The 14881-nt window shown below is 65.1% G+C and carries 11 protein-coding genes, 2 tRNA genes and 1 pseudogene; 4 read left to right on the plus strand and 10 right to left on the minus strand.

What is annotated here, in order from left to right:
• Nucleotides 1-171 precede the first annotated feature (171 nt).
• Nucleotides 172-2306: pseudogene (locus HHA01_RS05475) on the minus strand (carboxy terminal-processing peptidase).
• Nucleotides 2307-2485: 179 nt separating this feature from the next.
• Between HHA01_RS05475 and HHA01_RS05480 the strand changes: the two are divergent.
• Complete coding sequence (locus HHA01_RS05480; RefSeq protein ID WP_141318542.1) at nucleotides 2486-3781, plus strand: M18 family aminopeptidase; 1296 nt, start codon at nucleotides 2486-2488, stop codon at nucleotides 3779-3781.
• Between the two features lie 157 nt (nucleotides 3782-3938).
• On the opposite strand, the gene HHA01_RS05485 is transcribed toward HHA01_RS05480, so the two are convergent.
• From HHA01_RS05485 to HHA01_RS05525, 9 genes are all read right to left on the minus strand, one after another.
• A tRNA-Met gene (locus HHA01_RS05485) sits at nucleotides 3939-4015 on the minus strand.
• A gap of 51 nt (nucleotides 4016-4066) precedes the next feature.
• Nucleotides 4067-5158, minus strand: coding sequence for a redox-regulated ATPase YchF (gene ychF / locus HHA01_RS05490; RefSeq protein WP_141318544.1), 1092 nt, complete (start codon nucleotides 5156-5158; stop codon nucleotides 4067-4069).
• Between the two features lie 214 nt (nucleotides 5159-5372).
• On the minus strand, nucleotides 5373-5963 hold the full coding sequence (gene pth / locus HHA01_RS05495; protein WP_141318546.1) for an aminoacyl-tRNA hydrolase: 591 nt from the start codon (nucleotides 5961-5963) through the stop codon (nucleotides 5373-5375).
• A 148-nt stretch (nucleotides 5964-6111) separates the two neighbouring features.
• Entirely contained in the window at nucleotides 6112-6801 is a 690-nt protein-coding gene (locus HHA01_RS05500; protein ID WP_141318549.1) for a 50S ribosomal protein L25/general stress protein Ctc, read from the minus strand.
• A gap of 112 nt (nucleotides 6802-6913) precedes the next feature.
• A complete protein-coding gene (locus HHA01_RS05505) occupies nucleotides 6914-7855 on the minus strand; it encodes a ribose-phosphate pyrophosphokinase (protein WP_170214838.1) in 942 nt (313 codons plus the stop codon).
• Between the two features lie 63 nt (nucleotides 7856-7918).
• Nucleotides 7919-7993 (minus strand) — tRNA-Gln (locus HHA01_RS05510).
• Nucleotides 7994-8038: 45 nt separating this feature from the next.
• Nucleotides 8039-8896: a 4-(cytidine 5'-diphospho)-2-C-methyl-D-erythritol kinase gene (ispE, locus tag HHA01_RS05515; RefSeq protein ID WP_141318551.1), complete on the minus strand. Its 858-nt coding sequence runs from the start codon at nucleotides 8894-8896 to the stop codon at nucleotides 8039-8041.
• A complete protein-coding gene (lolB, locus tag HHA01_RS05520; RefSeq protein ID WP_141318553.1) occupies nucleotides 8889-9509 on the minus strand; it encodes a lipoprotein insertase outer membrane protein LolB in 621 nt (206 codons plus the stop codon). Before lolB ends, ispE begins: the two co-directional genes overlap by 8 nt.
• A gap of 89 nt (nucleotides 9510-9598) precedes the next feature.
• Complete coding sequence (locus HHA01_RS05525) at nucleotides 9599-11350, minus strand: tetratricopeptide repeat protein (RefSeq protein WP_246053822.1); 1752 nt, start codon at nucleotides 11348-11350, stop codon at nucleotides 9599-9601.
• 194 nt (nucleotides 11351-11544) lie between these two features.
• Between HHA01_RS05525 and hemA the strand changes: the two genes are divergently transcribed.
• From hemA to prmC, 3 genes are read left to right on the plus strand one after another with little or no spacing between them, the layout of a single operon-like run.
• The gene (gene hemA, locus HHA01_RS05530; RefSeq protein WP_141318555.1) at nucleotides 11545-12813 is read left to right on the plus strand and encodes a glutamyl-tRNA reductase; all 1269 of its coding nucleotides are present in this window, start codon (nucleotides 11545-11547) and stop codon (nucleotides 12811-12813) included.
• A gap of 9 nt (nucleotides 12814-12822) precedes the next feature.
• Nucleotides 12823-13914 carry a peptide chain release factor 1 gene (gene prfA, locus HHA01_RS05535; RefSeq protein WP_141318557.1) on the plus strand — a complete coding sequence of 364 codons (1092 nt, stop codon included), beginning with the start codon at nucleotides 12823-12825 and terminating at the stop codon, nucleotides 13912-13914.
• The gene (gene prmC / locus HHA01_RS05540; RefSeq protein WP_141318559.1) at nucleotides 13914-14753 is read left to right on the plus strand and encodes a peptide chain release factor N(5)-glutamine methyltransferase; all 840 of its coding nucleotides are present in this window, start codon (nucleotides 13914-13916) and stop codon (nucleotides 14751-14753) included. Before prfA ends, prmC begins: the two co-directional genes overlap by 1 nt.
• Nucleotides 14754-14881 lie beyond the last annotated feature (128 nt).

Consider the following 14881-nt stretch of genomic DNA (forward strand, 5'->3'; position numbering starts at 1 on the left):
ATGCTGCTGTGCGTCGTTGCCTCGATGCCATTCGTCTGAACCGTCCAGCATGCTGGTAGCTCACCGCGTCGAGCCGCGAGCGCCTTTTCTACCTGTGCAGTAAAACGCCGACCCTGAGGCCGGCGTGATGTCACGATTCATTGAGTTGTCCCGAGAATAGCTGCAGGGCAATCAGTCGTCGTGTTCGGCAAACTGGATGCCGCTTTTCAGTCGTGAATAGTCGAGCAGAATCTGGGCCGACTCGATGAGTGGGGCGCGCTCGAGTGGCTGGACATCGTCCTTGTCATCCTGTTTGCGACTGTCGATCCAGTCGTCCAGCGGCTCCAGGCCCAGGGCGTCGCGCCTTTCGTTCTCCAGGGCGAGCTGTGCGGCCTCGCGTGCCTGGGTCTCCTGACGCCGCTGCTCCAGATTGAGGCTGACGCTGGTGTGCTGCTCACGCAGCCGCTCGGCCAGCTCTGCACGTTCTTCCAGGTAATGAAAGTTGGGGCGTTCCTCGGCACGTTGCTCGTGGCGCTGCCGCAGGGTCCCCAGAAAGCGGCGCGGCTCACCATATTGGCGATACTGCACCTTGCGTACGCTATCCCAGGCCAGGGCGTTGTCCAGGCTGCTTTCGCCGATGGTCTCCGGGTCGACCAGGGAAGGGAACTCGATATCCGGTGCGACGCCCCGGTTCTGGGTGCTGTCACCCGAGATGCGGTAGAACTTGGCCCGGGTCAGCTTGATCTGCCCCTGGTTGAGTTCGTTGAGTGTCTGAACCGTGCCTTTGCCGAAGGTGTTGCTGCCGACGACCAGGCCGCGTCCGTAATCCTGGATGGCGCCGGCGAAGATTTCCGATGCGGATGCCGAGAGACGGTTGACGAGCACCACCAGCGGGCCGTCATAGAGGGTGCCGCTGTTGGTATCGCCGTAGAGGTTGATGCGCCCCTGAGCATCGCGCACCTGAACCGTGGGGCCGCGATCGATGAACAGACCGAGCATGGAGTTGGCCTCCTGGAGGGCGCCACCGCCATTGTTGCGCAGGTCGAGCACGATGCCCTCGACATTCTGGTCACGCAGCTTCTTGACCTCCTTGGCAACATCGCGGGTGGTGCTGCGATAATCTTCCTTGCCGGCCTGCCAGGCTTCGAAATCCACGTAGAAGGCCGGTACCTCGATCACACCGACACGGTGCGTGCCGTCGTCGCGCTCAACTTCCACTACCTCGCTCTGGGCGGCCTGATCCTCCAGCTTGACGGTATCCCGTGTGATCTCGATGACCTTGGAACGGGTCATGTCCATGGCCTGGCCGGGGACGATTTCCAGCTTGACGACGGAGCCCTTGGGCCCGCGTATCATGTCGACCACTTCGTCCAGCCGCATGCCAACCACGTTGACGACTTCCTCGCCTTCCTGACCGACGCCGATGATGCGGTCGGCAGGCTTGAGCACGCCGGCTTTTTCCGCCGGCCCGCCGGGTACCAGGCTCGAGACCTTGACGTATTCCCCGTCCGCCTGGAGCAAGGCCCCGATTCCTTCCAGGGAAAGCTTCATCTGGATGTCGAAATCCTCGCTTTCGCGAGGTGACATGTAGCTGGTGTGCGGGTCAATGGTATCGGTGACCGCCGTCATCAATAGGTTGAAGACATCTTCGGTCTTGGTCTGGCGCACGCGGTTGAGCTGCGCCTCGTAACGTTCACGCAGGGTTTCCTCGATGGTCTTCTGCTGCTCGACAGCCTCGCCAGAAGTGCTGTCTGCGGAATCTGCGCTGTCCGAGGCATTGTCAGCCTCACGTTCCTGGGCATCCTGACGATTGATCGTCAGTTGTAACGCGGCATTCTTGAGGCGTTTGGTCCAGAGTTTATCCAGCTCGGCCTCGCTGCTGGCCCAAGGCGTGTCTGAGCGATCCAGCGCGAGCCGCTGATGTCCCTCGAACGTGAAATCCAGGCCCTTGTCGAGTCGGGCCAGTAGCCACTCGAGACGCTCCTCGACGCGTTGCTGGTAGCGTTCGTGGAGGTCGAAGGCTGTGCCCAGCTCGCCCTCGAGCACGGTCTCGTCCAGGCCGGTACGCAGCGACGGAAGTCCTTGATGTCTCGGCGCAGCAGGTAGGCGCGTTGGCCATCCAGAACGTCCAGGTAGCGCTGGAAGGCGCGTCGGGACCACTCATCATCGAGTTCGATATCCGCATAGTGGCCATCGAGCAGGGAGTCGGCAACTTCCTCGGCGGTCTGGCGTTGAGCATCGCTGGGCGAGAGGTCGGCCAGTGCCGGACCGGCGACCAGCAGCAGGACCAGGGCCGATACGCGCCCCAGGGTGGCAAACAGGCTCATCAATGAAGCACTCCCTGAATCATGTACACTCTGTCTAACTGGATGGCGACCCAGCTCCCGGGTCAGTCGACCGAACGAGCATTGTAGCAGTTCCTGCGAGATGCCAAGACCCCCTGTAGAATGTCCCTTGAATTCACCGATTTTTTGCCAGTCGCCCGATGTTTCGTGAAGAGGATCCCATGACCCAGAATGCTCGACTGGAGCGTTTGCTCGATTTCCTGCGTCGCTCGCCGACGCCCTGGCACGCCACGGCCAACATGGTCGAGCGTCTGGAAGCCGCCGGCTTCCGCCGCCTCGATGAAACGGCCGCCTGGCAGCTCGAGCCGGGCGAACGTGTCTACATCACCCGCAACGACTCCTCGCTGATCGCCTTGCAGCTGCCCCACGGCCCCCTGGAGGCCCTGCGGATGATCGGCGCGCACACCGATAGCCCCGGGCTAAGGCTAAAGCCGCAGGCGCCCCAGGTCGCGGCGGGCTGGTTGCAGCTGGGGATCGAGGTCTATGGCGGGGCCTTGCTGGCCCCCTGGTACGATCGTGATCTGGGGCTTGCCGGGCGGGTTCACGTGCGGCATGACGATGGTCGGCTGGAAGGGGTGAAGCTCAACGTCGAGCAACCCCTGGCCATTGTGCCCAGCCTGGCGATCCACCTGGATCGCGACGCCAACAATGGCCGCTCCATCAACCCGCAGACCGAGATGCCGCCAGTGCTCCTGCAGGGGGGCGAGGATGCCGATCTGGACCGTCTGCTGCGCAGCTGGATTGCCGACCAGCACGGCCTGGAGGGGGTGGAGATCATCGATTTCGAGCTGGCCCTGTATGACGTCCAGCCACCGTCTCGCGTCGGTGTCGATGGCGAGCTGATCGCCAGTGCGCGACTCGACAACCTGCTGTCGTGCTTCATCGGGCTGGAAGCGTTGCTGGACAGCGATGGGCGCCAGGGCGCCGTGCTGGTCGCCAATGATCACGAAGAGGTTGGCAGTGCCAGTGCCTGTGGCGCCCAGGGCCCCTTCCTCGGCGATGTGCTCAAGCGGGTCAATGCCGCCCTCGGCGAGCCCGGGGAGGAAGGCTTCATTCGTCTGATCCAGTCCTCGCGGCTGATTTCCTGTGACAATGCCCATGCCCTGCACCCGAACTTCCGGGACAAGCATGACGCGGCCCACGGCCCGGCCATCAACGGCGGCCCGGTGATCAAGGTCAATGCCAACCAGCGTTATGCCACCAACAGTGACACCTCGGCCATGTTCCGCGACCTGTGCCGCCAGGCCGACGTGCCGGTGCAGACCTTCGTCACGCGCGCCGATATGGGCTGTGGCAGCACCATCGGGCCGATCACGTCCACCGAGCTCGGCGTACCGACTCTGGATGTGGGCGTGCCACAGTGGGCCATGCACTCGATCCGCGAGACGGCCGGCGTACGGGACGTCGATTACCTGACCCGGGTGCTGACCGCCTTCGTCGAGCGGGAGGAGCTGTAAGCGCGCGAGTGGCGAATAGCGAGAAACGAGTAACGAGCTGTTGGCAGCCAGCTCGGGGTGTGTGGCTCATGTTCGGCACTTGTTGCTCGCATCTCGAAACTCGTGGCGAGAAACGCAAAAAGCCCGCCGGGCGAACCAGGCGGGCTTTTCGGTGTTCTGGTGGCTACGCCCTGATTCGAACAGGGGACCCCATCATTATGAGTGATGTGCTCTAACCAGCTGAGCTACGTAGCCGACAACGGAGGCGAATGATACGCATGATGCCGGGGCTCGTCAAGCGGATCCCTAGACATTGAAGCGGAAGTGGATGACGTCACCGTCCGAGAGTACATACTCCTTGCCCTCGAGCCGCCACTTGCCGGCATCCTTGGCGCCCTGTTCGCCGCCCAGGCTGACATAGTCGTCGTAGGCGATAACCTCGGCGCGGATGAAGCCCTTCTGGAAGTCGGTGTGGATGGCACCGGCGGCTTCCGGCGCCGTGGCCCCGATCTTGACCGTCCAGGCGCGGACTTCCTGGACGCCGGCGGTGAAGTAGGTCTGCAGCCCGAGCAGGGCATAGCCGGCACGGATCACGCGATCCAGGCCGGGTTCCGCCATGCCCATCTCGTCGAGGAACATGGCGCGTTCTTCGTCATCGAGTTCGGCGATCTCCGCCTCGATCTGGTTGCAGACCGGTACCACCACGGCTCCTTCTTCCTCGGCGATGGCCCTGACGGTATCCAGGTAAGGGTTGTCGTCGAAGCCGTCCTCGTTGACGTTGGCAATGTACATCGTCGGCTTGAGCGTCAGCAGGCCGTAACTCTTGAGCTGATGCTTTTCGTCATCGTCCAGGCCGAAGCTGCGCAGTGGCTGGCCTTCGGCCAGGTGCGGATGAATGCGGTCGAGCAGGGCCTTGGTGGTAATGGCCTCCTTGTCGCCGCCCTTGACCACGCGTGCCAGGCGCTGGCTGGCGCGCTCGACGGTGTCCAGATCGGCCAGCGCCAGCTCGAGATTGATGGTCTCGATATCGGCCTTGGGATCCACTTCGTTGGCGACGTGGATGACATTGTCGTTCTCGAAGCAGCGCACCACATGGGCGATCGCCTGGGTCTCGCGGATATTGGCCAGGAACTGGTTGCCGAGGCCCTCACCCTTGGATGCCCCCGCGACCAGGCCGGCGATATCGACGAACTCCATGGTGGTGGGAATCACCTTGTGGGGCTTGACCATGCTCGCCAGCTTGTCCAGGCGCGGATCCGGCATCGGCACGATACCCACGTTGGGCTCGATGGTGCAGAACGGGAAGTTTTCAGCGTCGATGCCTGATTTGGTCAGGGCATTGAAAAGGGTCGATTTGCCGACATTGGGCAGGCCGACGATACCGCAGTTGAAACCCATGAGAGCATCCTGGAAAGGTGTTCGGAAATGTGATGGCCGGTATTCTACGCGACCGAGCTGTAAGCCTTAAGCTTTAAGCGGTAAGAAAAAACCGCCCGGCTGCACCGGGAGCTATAAGCTGTAAGCTTTAAGCGGTAAGGAAAATCTTGGCTCACCGGGGGCAGAAAGTTTTCTGGCTTACGGCTTACGGCTTACCCCTCACGCCTCACCCTTTTCAGCTGTTGGCTGAAAAGCTGTGCAACCGCTGCATGGCGCGGTGCCATTCCCCGCTGATGGCGTCGGGCAGGGTGGCGCGGCATTCGCTGATGGCGTCGTCGATGGCGTGGCGTTCCTGCTTGCCGGGGCGGTTCAGCACGTACTGGGTCACCTGGCTGGCGTGGCCGGGGTGGCCGATGCCGATGCGGGCGCGTTGAAAGGTGTTAGCGTTGCCCAGGGCGCGGGCGATGTCGCGCAGGCCGTTGTGTCCACCATGGCCGCCGCCCTGCTTGTAGCGGGCACAGCCCGGTGCCAGGTCGAGTTCATCGTGCGCGACGAGGAGTTCCTCGGGCGACAGCTTGAAGAAGTTGGCGAGGGCGGCCACGGCGCCACCGGAGCGATTCATGTAGGTGGTCGGGACCAGCAGGTGGAGCTCCTGACCGTCGACCATGGCCTTGGCATAGAGCCCCAGGAACTTCTTCTCCGGGCGCAGGCTGGTGCCGGCCTCCCGGGCGACACTCTCGACCAGCCAGGCGCCGGCATTGTGGCGCGTGGCGGCGTACTGGTCGCCGGGGTTGGCGAGTCCGATCAGGGCCTTGATGCGTGCCATGGCGTGTCTCCGGCGAGATCCTCGAGGGCGAATGAAACGCATGCTTTGCGCGCTACCCGCGGGCAGGCGGCGGGCAAAGCAGGCGTCGAGCGAGCGGGAGGACAAACGAAAGGGGCCACCGAAGTGGCCCCAGGAAGTCGACAGGCGCTTACTCCTTGCTGTCTTCTTCCTCGTCGTCGCCCTTGGCACCGCCGTCGGCCTGGCCTTCCTCGGCAGAGGCGTCGGTGTCTTCGGCTTCTTCTTCCTCGGTCTGCATGACCTTGGCCTTGGTCACGTTGACGATGGCCTGGTCATGGTCTTCGCCGTGGGACAGCTCGACGACGGTCACGCCGGCCGGCACCTGGATGTCGGAGAGATGCAGCGTCGCACCGATCTCGAGGTCGGCGATGTTGACTTCGAGATAGTCGGGCAGGTCCTTCGGCAGGCAGCTGATCTCGACGTCGTTGGCCAGCTGGTGAAGCTCACCATCCTGCTCCTTGATGGCCTTGGAATCTTCCTGGCCAACAACGTGCAGCGGGACACGCATGGTGATCTCGTGGGTGGCATCGACGCGCATGAAGTCGGCGTGCGTGACCAGCGGCTTGTAGGGATGGCGCTGGAGGTCACGGACCACGACCTGCTGCGGCTTGCCGTCGACTTCGAGGTTGATCAGTGAAGAGAAGAAGGCCTCTTCCTCGATCGACTTGTAGAAGACGGTCTTGTCGACGGCGATGGCCTGCGGTGCCTTGTCGCCACCATAGATGATGGCAGGCACTTGTTCGTTCGCACGACGCAGGCGGCGGCTCGCACCTTTCCCCAGGTCGTTGCGAACGCTGGCGGTGAGGGTATAGTCGGACATGATGTTGCCTCTTGCTGAAAGATAACAAGAGCGCCAGAGATCGCGACCAATCTCTGACGCTCTCAGGTGCCCCGGAGGGCGCTTTCCGGCGTCATGCTGGCTGAGGATCGCCTCAGTGGAACATGGCGCTGACGGATTCTTCGTTGCTGACGCGGCGGATCGCTTCGGCGATCAGGCCGGCGACGCTGAGCTGCCGGATCTTGCCGCTGCGGCGCGCGTGTTCGGACAGCGGGATGGTATCGGATACCACGACTTCGTCGAGTACCGAGCCACTGATGTTGTCGACCGCCGGCCCCGACAGGATCGGGTGGGTGGCGTAGGCCACCACGCGGCAGGCGCCGTGATCCTTGAGCGCCTCGCCGGCTTTGCACAGGGTGCCGGCGGTATCGATCATGTCATCGACGACCACGCAGGTGCGGTCCTGGATTTCGCCGATGATGTGCATGACCTGTGCCTGGTTGGCCTGGGGCCGGCGCTTGTCGATGATCGCCAGGTCGGCATTGAGCTGCTTGGCAATGGCGCGTGCGCGCACCACACCGCCGACGTCCGGCGACACGACGACCAGGTCGTCGTAGTTCTGGCGCTCGATGTCATCGAGCAGGATCGGCGAGCCGTAGACGTTGTCCACCGGAACGTCGAAAAAGCCCTGTATCTGATCGGCGTGCAGGTCCATGGTCATCACCCGGTCGACGCCGGCCTTGACCATCATGTCGGCCACGATCTTGGCCGAGATGGGCACACGGGCGGAGCGCACGCGGCGATCCTGGCGGGCATAGCCGAAGTAGGGGACAACGGCGGTAACCCTGGCGGCGGAGGCGCGGCGCAGGGCATCAACCATCAGGATCAATTCCATCAGGTTGTCATTGGTCGGTTCGCAGGTTGGCTGCAGGATGAAGACATCCTTGCCGCGCACGTTCTCGTTGATCTCGACCGCGACTTCGCCGTCGCTGAACTGTCCGACGGTGGCATGACCTAATCGGTTATCCAGGCTCTCGGCGACCTTTTGGGCGAGTTCGGGGTTGGCGTTCCCGGCGAAAACCATCAATTTTGACACGCGCAGCCACCTTTGCAGTGTTGGGTCTTCAGTATGTCGGATCTGGCCTTTCCCGGCGGAAAATGGCTGGGGTAGCAGGATTCGAACCTGCGCATGCTGATACCAAAAACCAGTGCCTTACCACTTGGCGATACCCCAGCAACTCGCCGCTCCGGATCGGGCTGGCGTCGCCTCGGCGAACGCTCATGGATCCAGGGCATCCTGCAAGGGGGAGCGGTTGAGGCCGCGGGCCACGAACGCCTGCCATGACGCGGGAAGCTCGCCAGCCAGTGACTCGGCGGCTTCCCGGCTGTCCAGTCGGGCAAATACGCAGGCGCCCGTGCCGGTCAGCATTGATGGCGCTTTCGAGCCAAGCCAGTCCAGTGCCCTGGCGACGTCTGGATAAAGTCGTCTGACCGTGGCTTCGCAGTCGTTTCGCCAGCTCGCCGCTCCCCCTTGGAGTGCGCGCGTAATGGTAATGGGGGGGGTGTTCCGTGTCAATTCCGGGGCCTTGAAGACTGCCGGGGTCGAGACGCCGACGCCGGGGTGAACGACCACGAACCAGGGGCAGTCGAGCTTCACATGGGTCAGCCGCTCGCCGATGCCTTCGCCCCAGGCGGCATGCCCGTGAACGAAGACGGGGACATCGGCCCCCAGTCCGAGGCCGATCTCGGCCAGTTCCGGTGTCGTCAGGCCGAGTCGCCAGAGTCGGTTGAGGCCATGCAGGGTGGTGGCGGCATCACTGCTTCCGCCGCCGAGCCCGCCGCCCATGGGCAATGTCTTGTGCAGCCGGATCCGGGCGCCGCAAGACGTCCCCGTCCGTTGCTGCAGCCGTCGGGCGGCGCGCCGCACCAGGTTGTCGTCGCTGGCCACCTCGGGCAATTCGGTGTCGAGGACAATCTGGCCATCGTCGCGCCACGCGAAGTCGAGCGTGTCGCCCCGGTCCAGGAACTGGAACAGCGTCTGCAGCAGGTGGTAACCGTCGTCCCGGCGGCCGATGATGTGCAGCATGCGATTGAGCTTGGCCGGGGCCGGGAGGGTCAGCCGGGAAGTCTCAGTCATCGTCAGCGAATTCCGGCTGCCAGCGTGTTACCACCAGGGTGACGTCCAGGTCGTCATAGGTCATTTTCAGGCGTCGCGGCAGCCAGAGTTCGCCGACGCGTGTCCAGGCACGGTAGTCGATGCGCCAGCCATCCTGCTTGAGCAGCGTCGGGAAGCCCAGCGCGTCCTTTTGCACCTCGTGCGGGCGGTCGGCAGGCAGGCCGCGCATCCACTGGGTCAGGGCGGAGATCGGCAGCGACCAGCCCAGTTCCTGCTGCATCAGGGCCTGGGGGCTCTCGGCTTCGGCGCGACCTTCGCCGGTGGTCAGCGAGACTCGGCCTTCGCGGCCTTTCAGTACGCTGCGCCCGCTGCCGAAGGGGCCGCTGAGCAGGATGCGGAAATAGTAGGGCGTCTGCAGCCAGTCGAGGTTGGCGCTGATGGAGTCCTGCGGTGTGCGCAGGCCGACCTTGCCCTGCAATTCCCAGCCTTGCAGTTCGTCGAGGCGTTGCTGTTGCGCTGCCCATTGTCCCTGGCTGCGTCCCACCTCGCCGGAGGTGGGCGCCTTGCTGGCGCAGCCCGCGACAAGCAGCAGCCCCAGGCTCAAGGCGCCCAGGCGCAGAATGCGATATGGCATGGTGGCTTCCTTTTTCCAGTCAGGCTCGACGTCGTGGAGCCTCGTCTTCAATGACTGCATCGGCATTCATCCGGTGCGCGGGTCAGCGATCATGGTGCCAGTTCGGGCAGCCGCTGCAGCAGCTCATCGATCCTGGGGTGTGAGGCGAAGCGCCGCCGGGCCTGTTCGAGCAGGGCACGGGCGCGCTCGCGGCGATCGAGCCGCCACAGGACTTCAATCAGATGGGCCGCGACCTCCTGATCCTTCATGCCCTGCCAGGCGCGTTCCAGCCAGGGCAGGGCGGCCTTGGGGTCTCCCTGGCGATAGCGTACCCAGCCCATGCTGTCGAGGATGGCCGGGTCGTTCGGCGCCAGCTGGTGTGCGCGCTCGATCAGCTGCCTGGCTTCGTCCAGGCGCTTCTTGAGGTCGTGGTCGGCCAGGGTATAGCCCAGGGCGTTCAGCGCATTGGCGTTGTCCGGCTGCTGATCGAGAAGCTTGCGCAGATCGCTTTCCATGACCTTCAGGTTCCCCCGGCGTGCTGCCCGCATGGCCCGCTGATAACGCAACTGAGTGCTGTCCGGGTGGGCCTCGATCGCCTGGTCGAGGAGGGCATCGGCCTGGGCGGTACTGCCCTGGCTGGCCAATAATTCCACCTCCAGGGAGAAGAGGCCGGGTGCCTCCCGGGGATGGCGTAGTCGCTCGATGCGCAGGAAAGTGCGGGCATCCTGGGGCCTGTCGTTATCGAACAGCATGCGGGCGGCGTTGGCCCTGGCCGTCAGGAAGTCCTCGCCTTCGGGAACCTGCCGGTAATACAGGAGGGCGTTATCGATCTCGCCTTGCTGTTCGGCAATGCTGCCGAGCATCAGAAAGACACTCGCGGGCGTCGTGCCACGGCCGGCCAGTGGCAGCAGCAGGCGCCGAGCGGGGGCAGTGTGCCCCTCTTCCAGGTACAGCTGGGCCAGGGCCTGACGCAGGTCCGGGTTGTCGCCATGGTCTTCCAGCAGGGCATCGGTGCTGGCTTCGGCGGCCTGGATGTTGCCTTGACGAATTTCGGCCTGGGCCTGCAGCAGGACCAGACGCGGATCGCCCGGCAGGTAGTCGAGCCCGCGGCGTGCCATGGCCTCGGCATGTTGCGGCTGACCGGCCTCGAGGGCCACGGCGGCCCGAATGCGCCACAGGCCGGGCAGACGCGGTGCCGCCTCGGCGAGGCGTGTCAGACGCTGGCGCGCCACTTCGTGCAGGCCATTCGCGGATTCCAGCAGGGCGGTGGCCAGCGCGACGTCATGGCGTGTCGCGGGGCCGGCAGCATGATTGCGCAGACGCTCGAGCAGCGGCGCCGGTGGCGCGCCGGCCTCCACGGCCGACTCGATGAAGGGTACCAGGGACCGTGCGCCTTCCTCGCCGGCTTGTGCCTGCTCGATGATCGCCAGCTGGTGAGCCAGCGCCGTGTCCCAGTCACCCTGCAGCATGGCGATGTCGGCCAGCAGCCGGGTGGGGTCGGTGTCATCGGGGGCCAGGCGTTGCCAGCGTTGCGCGGCTTTTTCGACGAGGCTCGGGTCATCGCTGAAACGCGCGGCCAGAGCGGCCCGCTTGGCCAGGCTGGCCGCGCCGTAACGTTCGGCGCCGGCCAGGTAGCCGCGACTGGCACGCCCGTAATCGCCGCGCTGACCGGCCAGCTCGGCGAGCAGCAGCGAAGACAGTCCCTCGGCATCCAGGCCCTGCTGGACAGGGGGCGCCTTGGCCATCGGGTCCTCGCGCGGCGGGTCCGGGGGCAGGGTCTGGCAGCTGGCCAGCATCATGACCAGGCCGAACGGGGCACTGGAGCGGCAGCAGGCGCGAATCTTGAAAAGTCCTCGGGACATGCGAGTCTCGGTATACAGGTCGAGCCGTCAGCATAACGGCTTGTCTGCGCTGGGCAAAGGAGGAGGCGCAAGCTAGGCGCCGTTGGCCCCTGCGCTGTGATAGAATCTGGCATCGTGGCGACACAATGGGTAGGCTGCGGCGCCACTCCATCATCCGCACGCTGCCGGCTCACTTTCCGCTAAGACTCCGACGCATGACGCTTGTTGCTCTGGGAATCAATCATCGAACCGCAACGCTGGATGTACGCGAGCGGGTCGCCTTCACGCCGGCGCAGCTCGAACAGGCGTTGAGCGAGCTGCGCGAGCTGCCTCAGGTGCATGAGGCAGCCGTGCTTTCGACCTGCAACCGAACCGAACTGTATTGCGTGACGGGCGAGGGTGGCGAGCAGGCCCTGCATGAGTGGCTGGGGCGATTTCATGACATGCCCGTCGAGTCACTGGCTCACTGCGCCTATCACTTTCTCGAGGCCGATGCGGCGCGTCACCTGATGCGCGTGGCGGTCGGCCTGGATTCCATGGTGCTGGGCGAGCCGCAGATTCTGGGCCAGCTCAAGGAGGCCTATCAGGCGGCCCGCGATGCCCGGGGCCTGGGTGGTGAGCTCGAAGGGCTCTTTCAGCAGACCTTTGCCGTTGCCAAGCAGGTGCGCACCGAAACCGGCATCGGCCGCAATCCGGTCTCGGTGGCCTATGCGGCGGTGAGTCTGGCGAGTCGGATCTTCGATGATCTGGGCAAGTCGCGGGCCCTGCTGGTCGGGGCTGGGGAAACCATCGAACTGGTGGCGCGCCATCTACATGAGGCCGGTGTGCGCCGCCTGACGGTGGCCAACCGAACCCAGGAACGCGCGAGCCAGCTGGCCGCGCCCCTGGGAGGGCAGGCGATTTCCCTGGACGAGATGCCCGATGCGCTGAGCAGTGCCGACATCGTCATCGCATCCACGGCCTCGGCACTGCCGGTGCTGGGCAAGGGCATGGTCGAACGTGCCCTGAAGAAGCGCCGTCACCGGCCGGTGTTCATGGTCGATATTGCCGTGCCACGCGATATCGAGCCGGAGGTCGGCGAGCTGGGAGACGTCTTCCTGTACACGGTGGACGATCTCCAGGAAGTCATTGCGGAAAATCGCCGCCACCGCCAGCTCGAGGCCGATCAGGCCGAATCCCTGATCGAGAGTGGCGTCGACCGCTGGCAACATGAGCGTCGCCTGCGCAGCGGCGGCGAGCTGATCCGGGATGTGCGTGCCCACGGCGAGTCGCTGCGCGACGCAGCCCGTGATCAGGCACTGGCCCGCCTGGCCCGGGGCGAGGACCCGGAAGAGGTGGTACGCCGTCTGGCGCATCAGTTGACCAACCGGCTGCTTCACCGGCCCACCCTGGCGCTGCGCGATGCGGCCGCGGATGATCGCCGTGACCTGATGGACGCCGCCGCGCACCTGCTGCTGGACGAACCTTCTGACCCATCTCGATAGGACCTGTAGATGAAAGCTTCCCTGCGCCAGCGCCTCGATTCCTTTGCCGAGCGTTTCGAGGAGCTCGCCGCCCTGATGGCGGACCCGGACGTGATCGCCGACCAGGCCAGCTTCCGTGGTTACTCGCGTGAGTATGCCGAGCTGGAGGAGCTGGTGGCGACCTGGCATGACTACCGGGCCGCCGAGGGAGACATGGCGACCGCCGAGGCCATGGCCGACGATGCCGACGCCGAGATGCGCGAGCTGGCCGAGCTGGAACGCGCGGCCGCACAGGACAGACTCGAGACACTGGAGGCGCGTCTCAAGCAGTTGCTGGTGCCGCGTGACCCGGATGACGACAGCAATGTCTTCCTGGAGATCCGTGCCGGCACCGGCGGAGACGAGGCGGCGCTGTTCGCCGGCGACCTCTTCCGCATGTACTCGCGCTATGCCGAGCAGCAGGGTTGGAAGGTCGAGGTCATCAGTGTCAGCCATGGTGACCAGGGCGGCTACAAGGAAATGATTTCCCGCGTGCGTGGGGAAGGGGTCTATGCGCGCCTGAAGTTCGAGTCCGGGGCGCACCGGGTGCAGCGTGTGCCGGCCACCGAGTCACAGGGCCGTATCCATACCTCGGCCTGCACGGTGGCGGTCATGCCCGAGGCTGCCGAGGTCGGCGATGTCGAGCTTGACAGCAATGACCTCAGGGTCGACACCTTTCGCGCCAGCGGGGCCGGCGGTCAGCACGTCAATACCACGGACTCGGCGATCCGCATCACCCACCTGCCGAGTGGCATGGTGGTCGAGTGCCAGGAAGAGCGCAGTCAGCACAAGAACCGCGCCAAGGCCATGTCGTTTCTCGCCGCTCGCCTCAAGCAGGCGGCACAGGACAGTCAGCGTCAGCAGCAGGCCGACGAGCGGCGTTCGCTGGTGGGCTCCGGCGATCGCAGCGAGCGCATCCGTACCTACAACTTCCCTCAGGGACGCCTGACCGATCATCGCATCAACCTGACGCTGTACAAGCTCAACGATGTGGTCAGTGGCGAGGGGCTCGACGAGGTCATCGAACCGCTGATCAACGAATATCAGGCCGAACAGCTGGCCGCCCTGCAACAGGAGCCCTGATGCGCCTGGACACCTTGCTGACAAGCGCCACGGCCCGCTTGTTGCACGCCGGTTCGCCGAGTGCCCGACGCGATGCCGAGGTGCTGCTGTGCCATGTGCTGGGGGTGGGCCGCACCTGGCTCTATACCTGGGGGGATCGTTCGGCCGACACCTTTACCCGGGCGCGCTTCGATGCCCTGGTGGCCGCGCGGGCGGGCGGCCAGCCGGTGGCCTACCTGATCGGCGAGCGGGAGTTCTGGGGACTGCCGCTGTTGACGGCGCCGAGTACCCTGATTCCGCGCCCCGACACCGAAACCCTGGTGGCGGCGGCACTGGCACGCATGCCGGCGCACGAGGGGCACCTGCTGGATCTGGGTACCGGCACCGGGGCCGTGGCCCTGGCAGTGGCCAGTGAACGCCCCGGCTGGCGGGTGCTGGGCATCGACCTCAATCCCGACGCCGTGCGGCTGGCGCAGCGTAATGCCCGGCGGCTGTCGCTCTCCAACGCCCGCTTCGTGGTCGGCGACTGGTTCGCGGCGCTGGAGGACAGCGGCTGGGCGATGATCGTGGCCAACCCGCCATATCTGGCCGCGGACGATCCCCACCTCGAACGCGGTGACGTGCGCTTCGAGCCGCGCGGGGCCCTGGTGGCCGGCGAGGCTGGCCTGGCCGACCTGCGTCACCTCGTCGAGGCCTCGTTCCGGCTGCTGCTGCCGGGCGGCTGGCTGCTGCTGGAACATGGCGCCGAGCAGGGTGCCGAGGTCCGCGAGGCCCTGCAGACCTGTGGCTATGAGGCCGTCATGAGCGAGCCGGACCTGGCGGGGCACGAGCGGGTCAGCCTGGGGCGTCGCTCCGCCTGAGCCGGGCGGACTGGAGCCCGCAGGGTCGCCTGTGTTACATCTGTTGCCAGCAAATTCTACTTCTTGTCGCCGGTCTGGCATGACGGAAGACCATGAACCCGGCTTTTCCCCCGGCGGGTTCAGGCAGA

It is taken from the genome of Halomonas halmophila (assembly GCF_006540005.1).
Lineage (GTDB): Bacteria > Pseudomonadota > Gammaproteobacteria > Pseudomonadales > Halomonadaceae > Halomonas > Halomonas halmophila.

What these genes read in the sequence shown, in the direction of transcription:
- pth (WP_141318546.1), bottom strand. Translation starts at nt 5,963, where the DNA reads ATGGCACGCATCAAGGCCCTGATCGGACTCGCCAACCCCGGCGACCAG.
- HHA01_RS05480 (WP_141318542.1), top strand. Translation starts at nt 2,486, where the DNA reads ATGACCCAGAATGCTCGACTGGAGCGTTTGCTCGATTTCCTGCGTCGC.
- hemA (WP_141318555.1), top strand. Translation starts at nt 11,545, where the DNA reads ATGACGCTTGTTGCTCTGGGAATCAATCATCGAACCGCAACGCTGGAT.
- ychF (WP_141318544.1), bottom strand. Translation starts at nt 5,158, where the DNA reads ATGGGTTTCAACTGCGGTATCGTCGGCCTGCCCAATGTCGGCAAATCG.
- HHA01_RS05500 (WP_141318549.1), bottom strand. Translation starts at nt 6,801, where the DNA reads ATGTCCGACTATACCCTCACCGCCAGCGTTCGCAACGACCTGGGGAAA.
- prmC (WP_141318559.1), top strand. Translation starts at nt 13,914, where the DNA reads ATGCGCCTGGACACCTTGCTGACAAGCGCCACGGCCCGCTTGTTGCAC.
- HHA01_RS05525 (WP_246053822.1), bottom strand. Translation starts at nt 11,350, where the DNA reads ATGTCCCGAGGACTTTTCAAGATTCGCGCCTGCTGCCGCTCCAGTGCC.
- ispE (WP_141318551.1), bottom strand. Translation starts at nt 8,896, where the DNA reads ATGACTGAGACTTCCCGGCTGACCCTCCCGGCCCCGGCCAAGCTCAAT.
- prfA (WP_141318557.1), top strand. Translation starts at nt 12,823, where the DNA reads ATGAAAGCTTCCCTGCGCCAGCGCCTCGATTCCTTTGCCGAGCGTTTC.
- lolB (WP_141318553.1), bottom strand. Translation starts at nt 9,509, where the DNA reads ATGCCATATCGCATTCTGCGCCTGGGCGCCTTGAGCCTGGGGCTGCTG.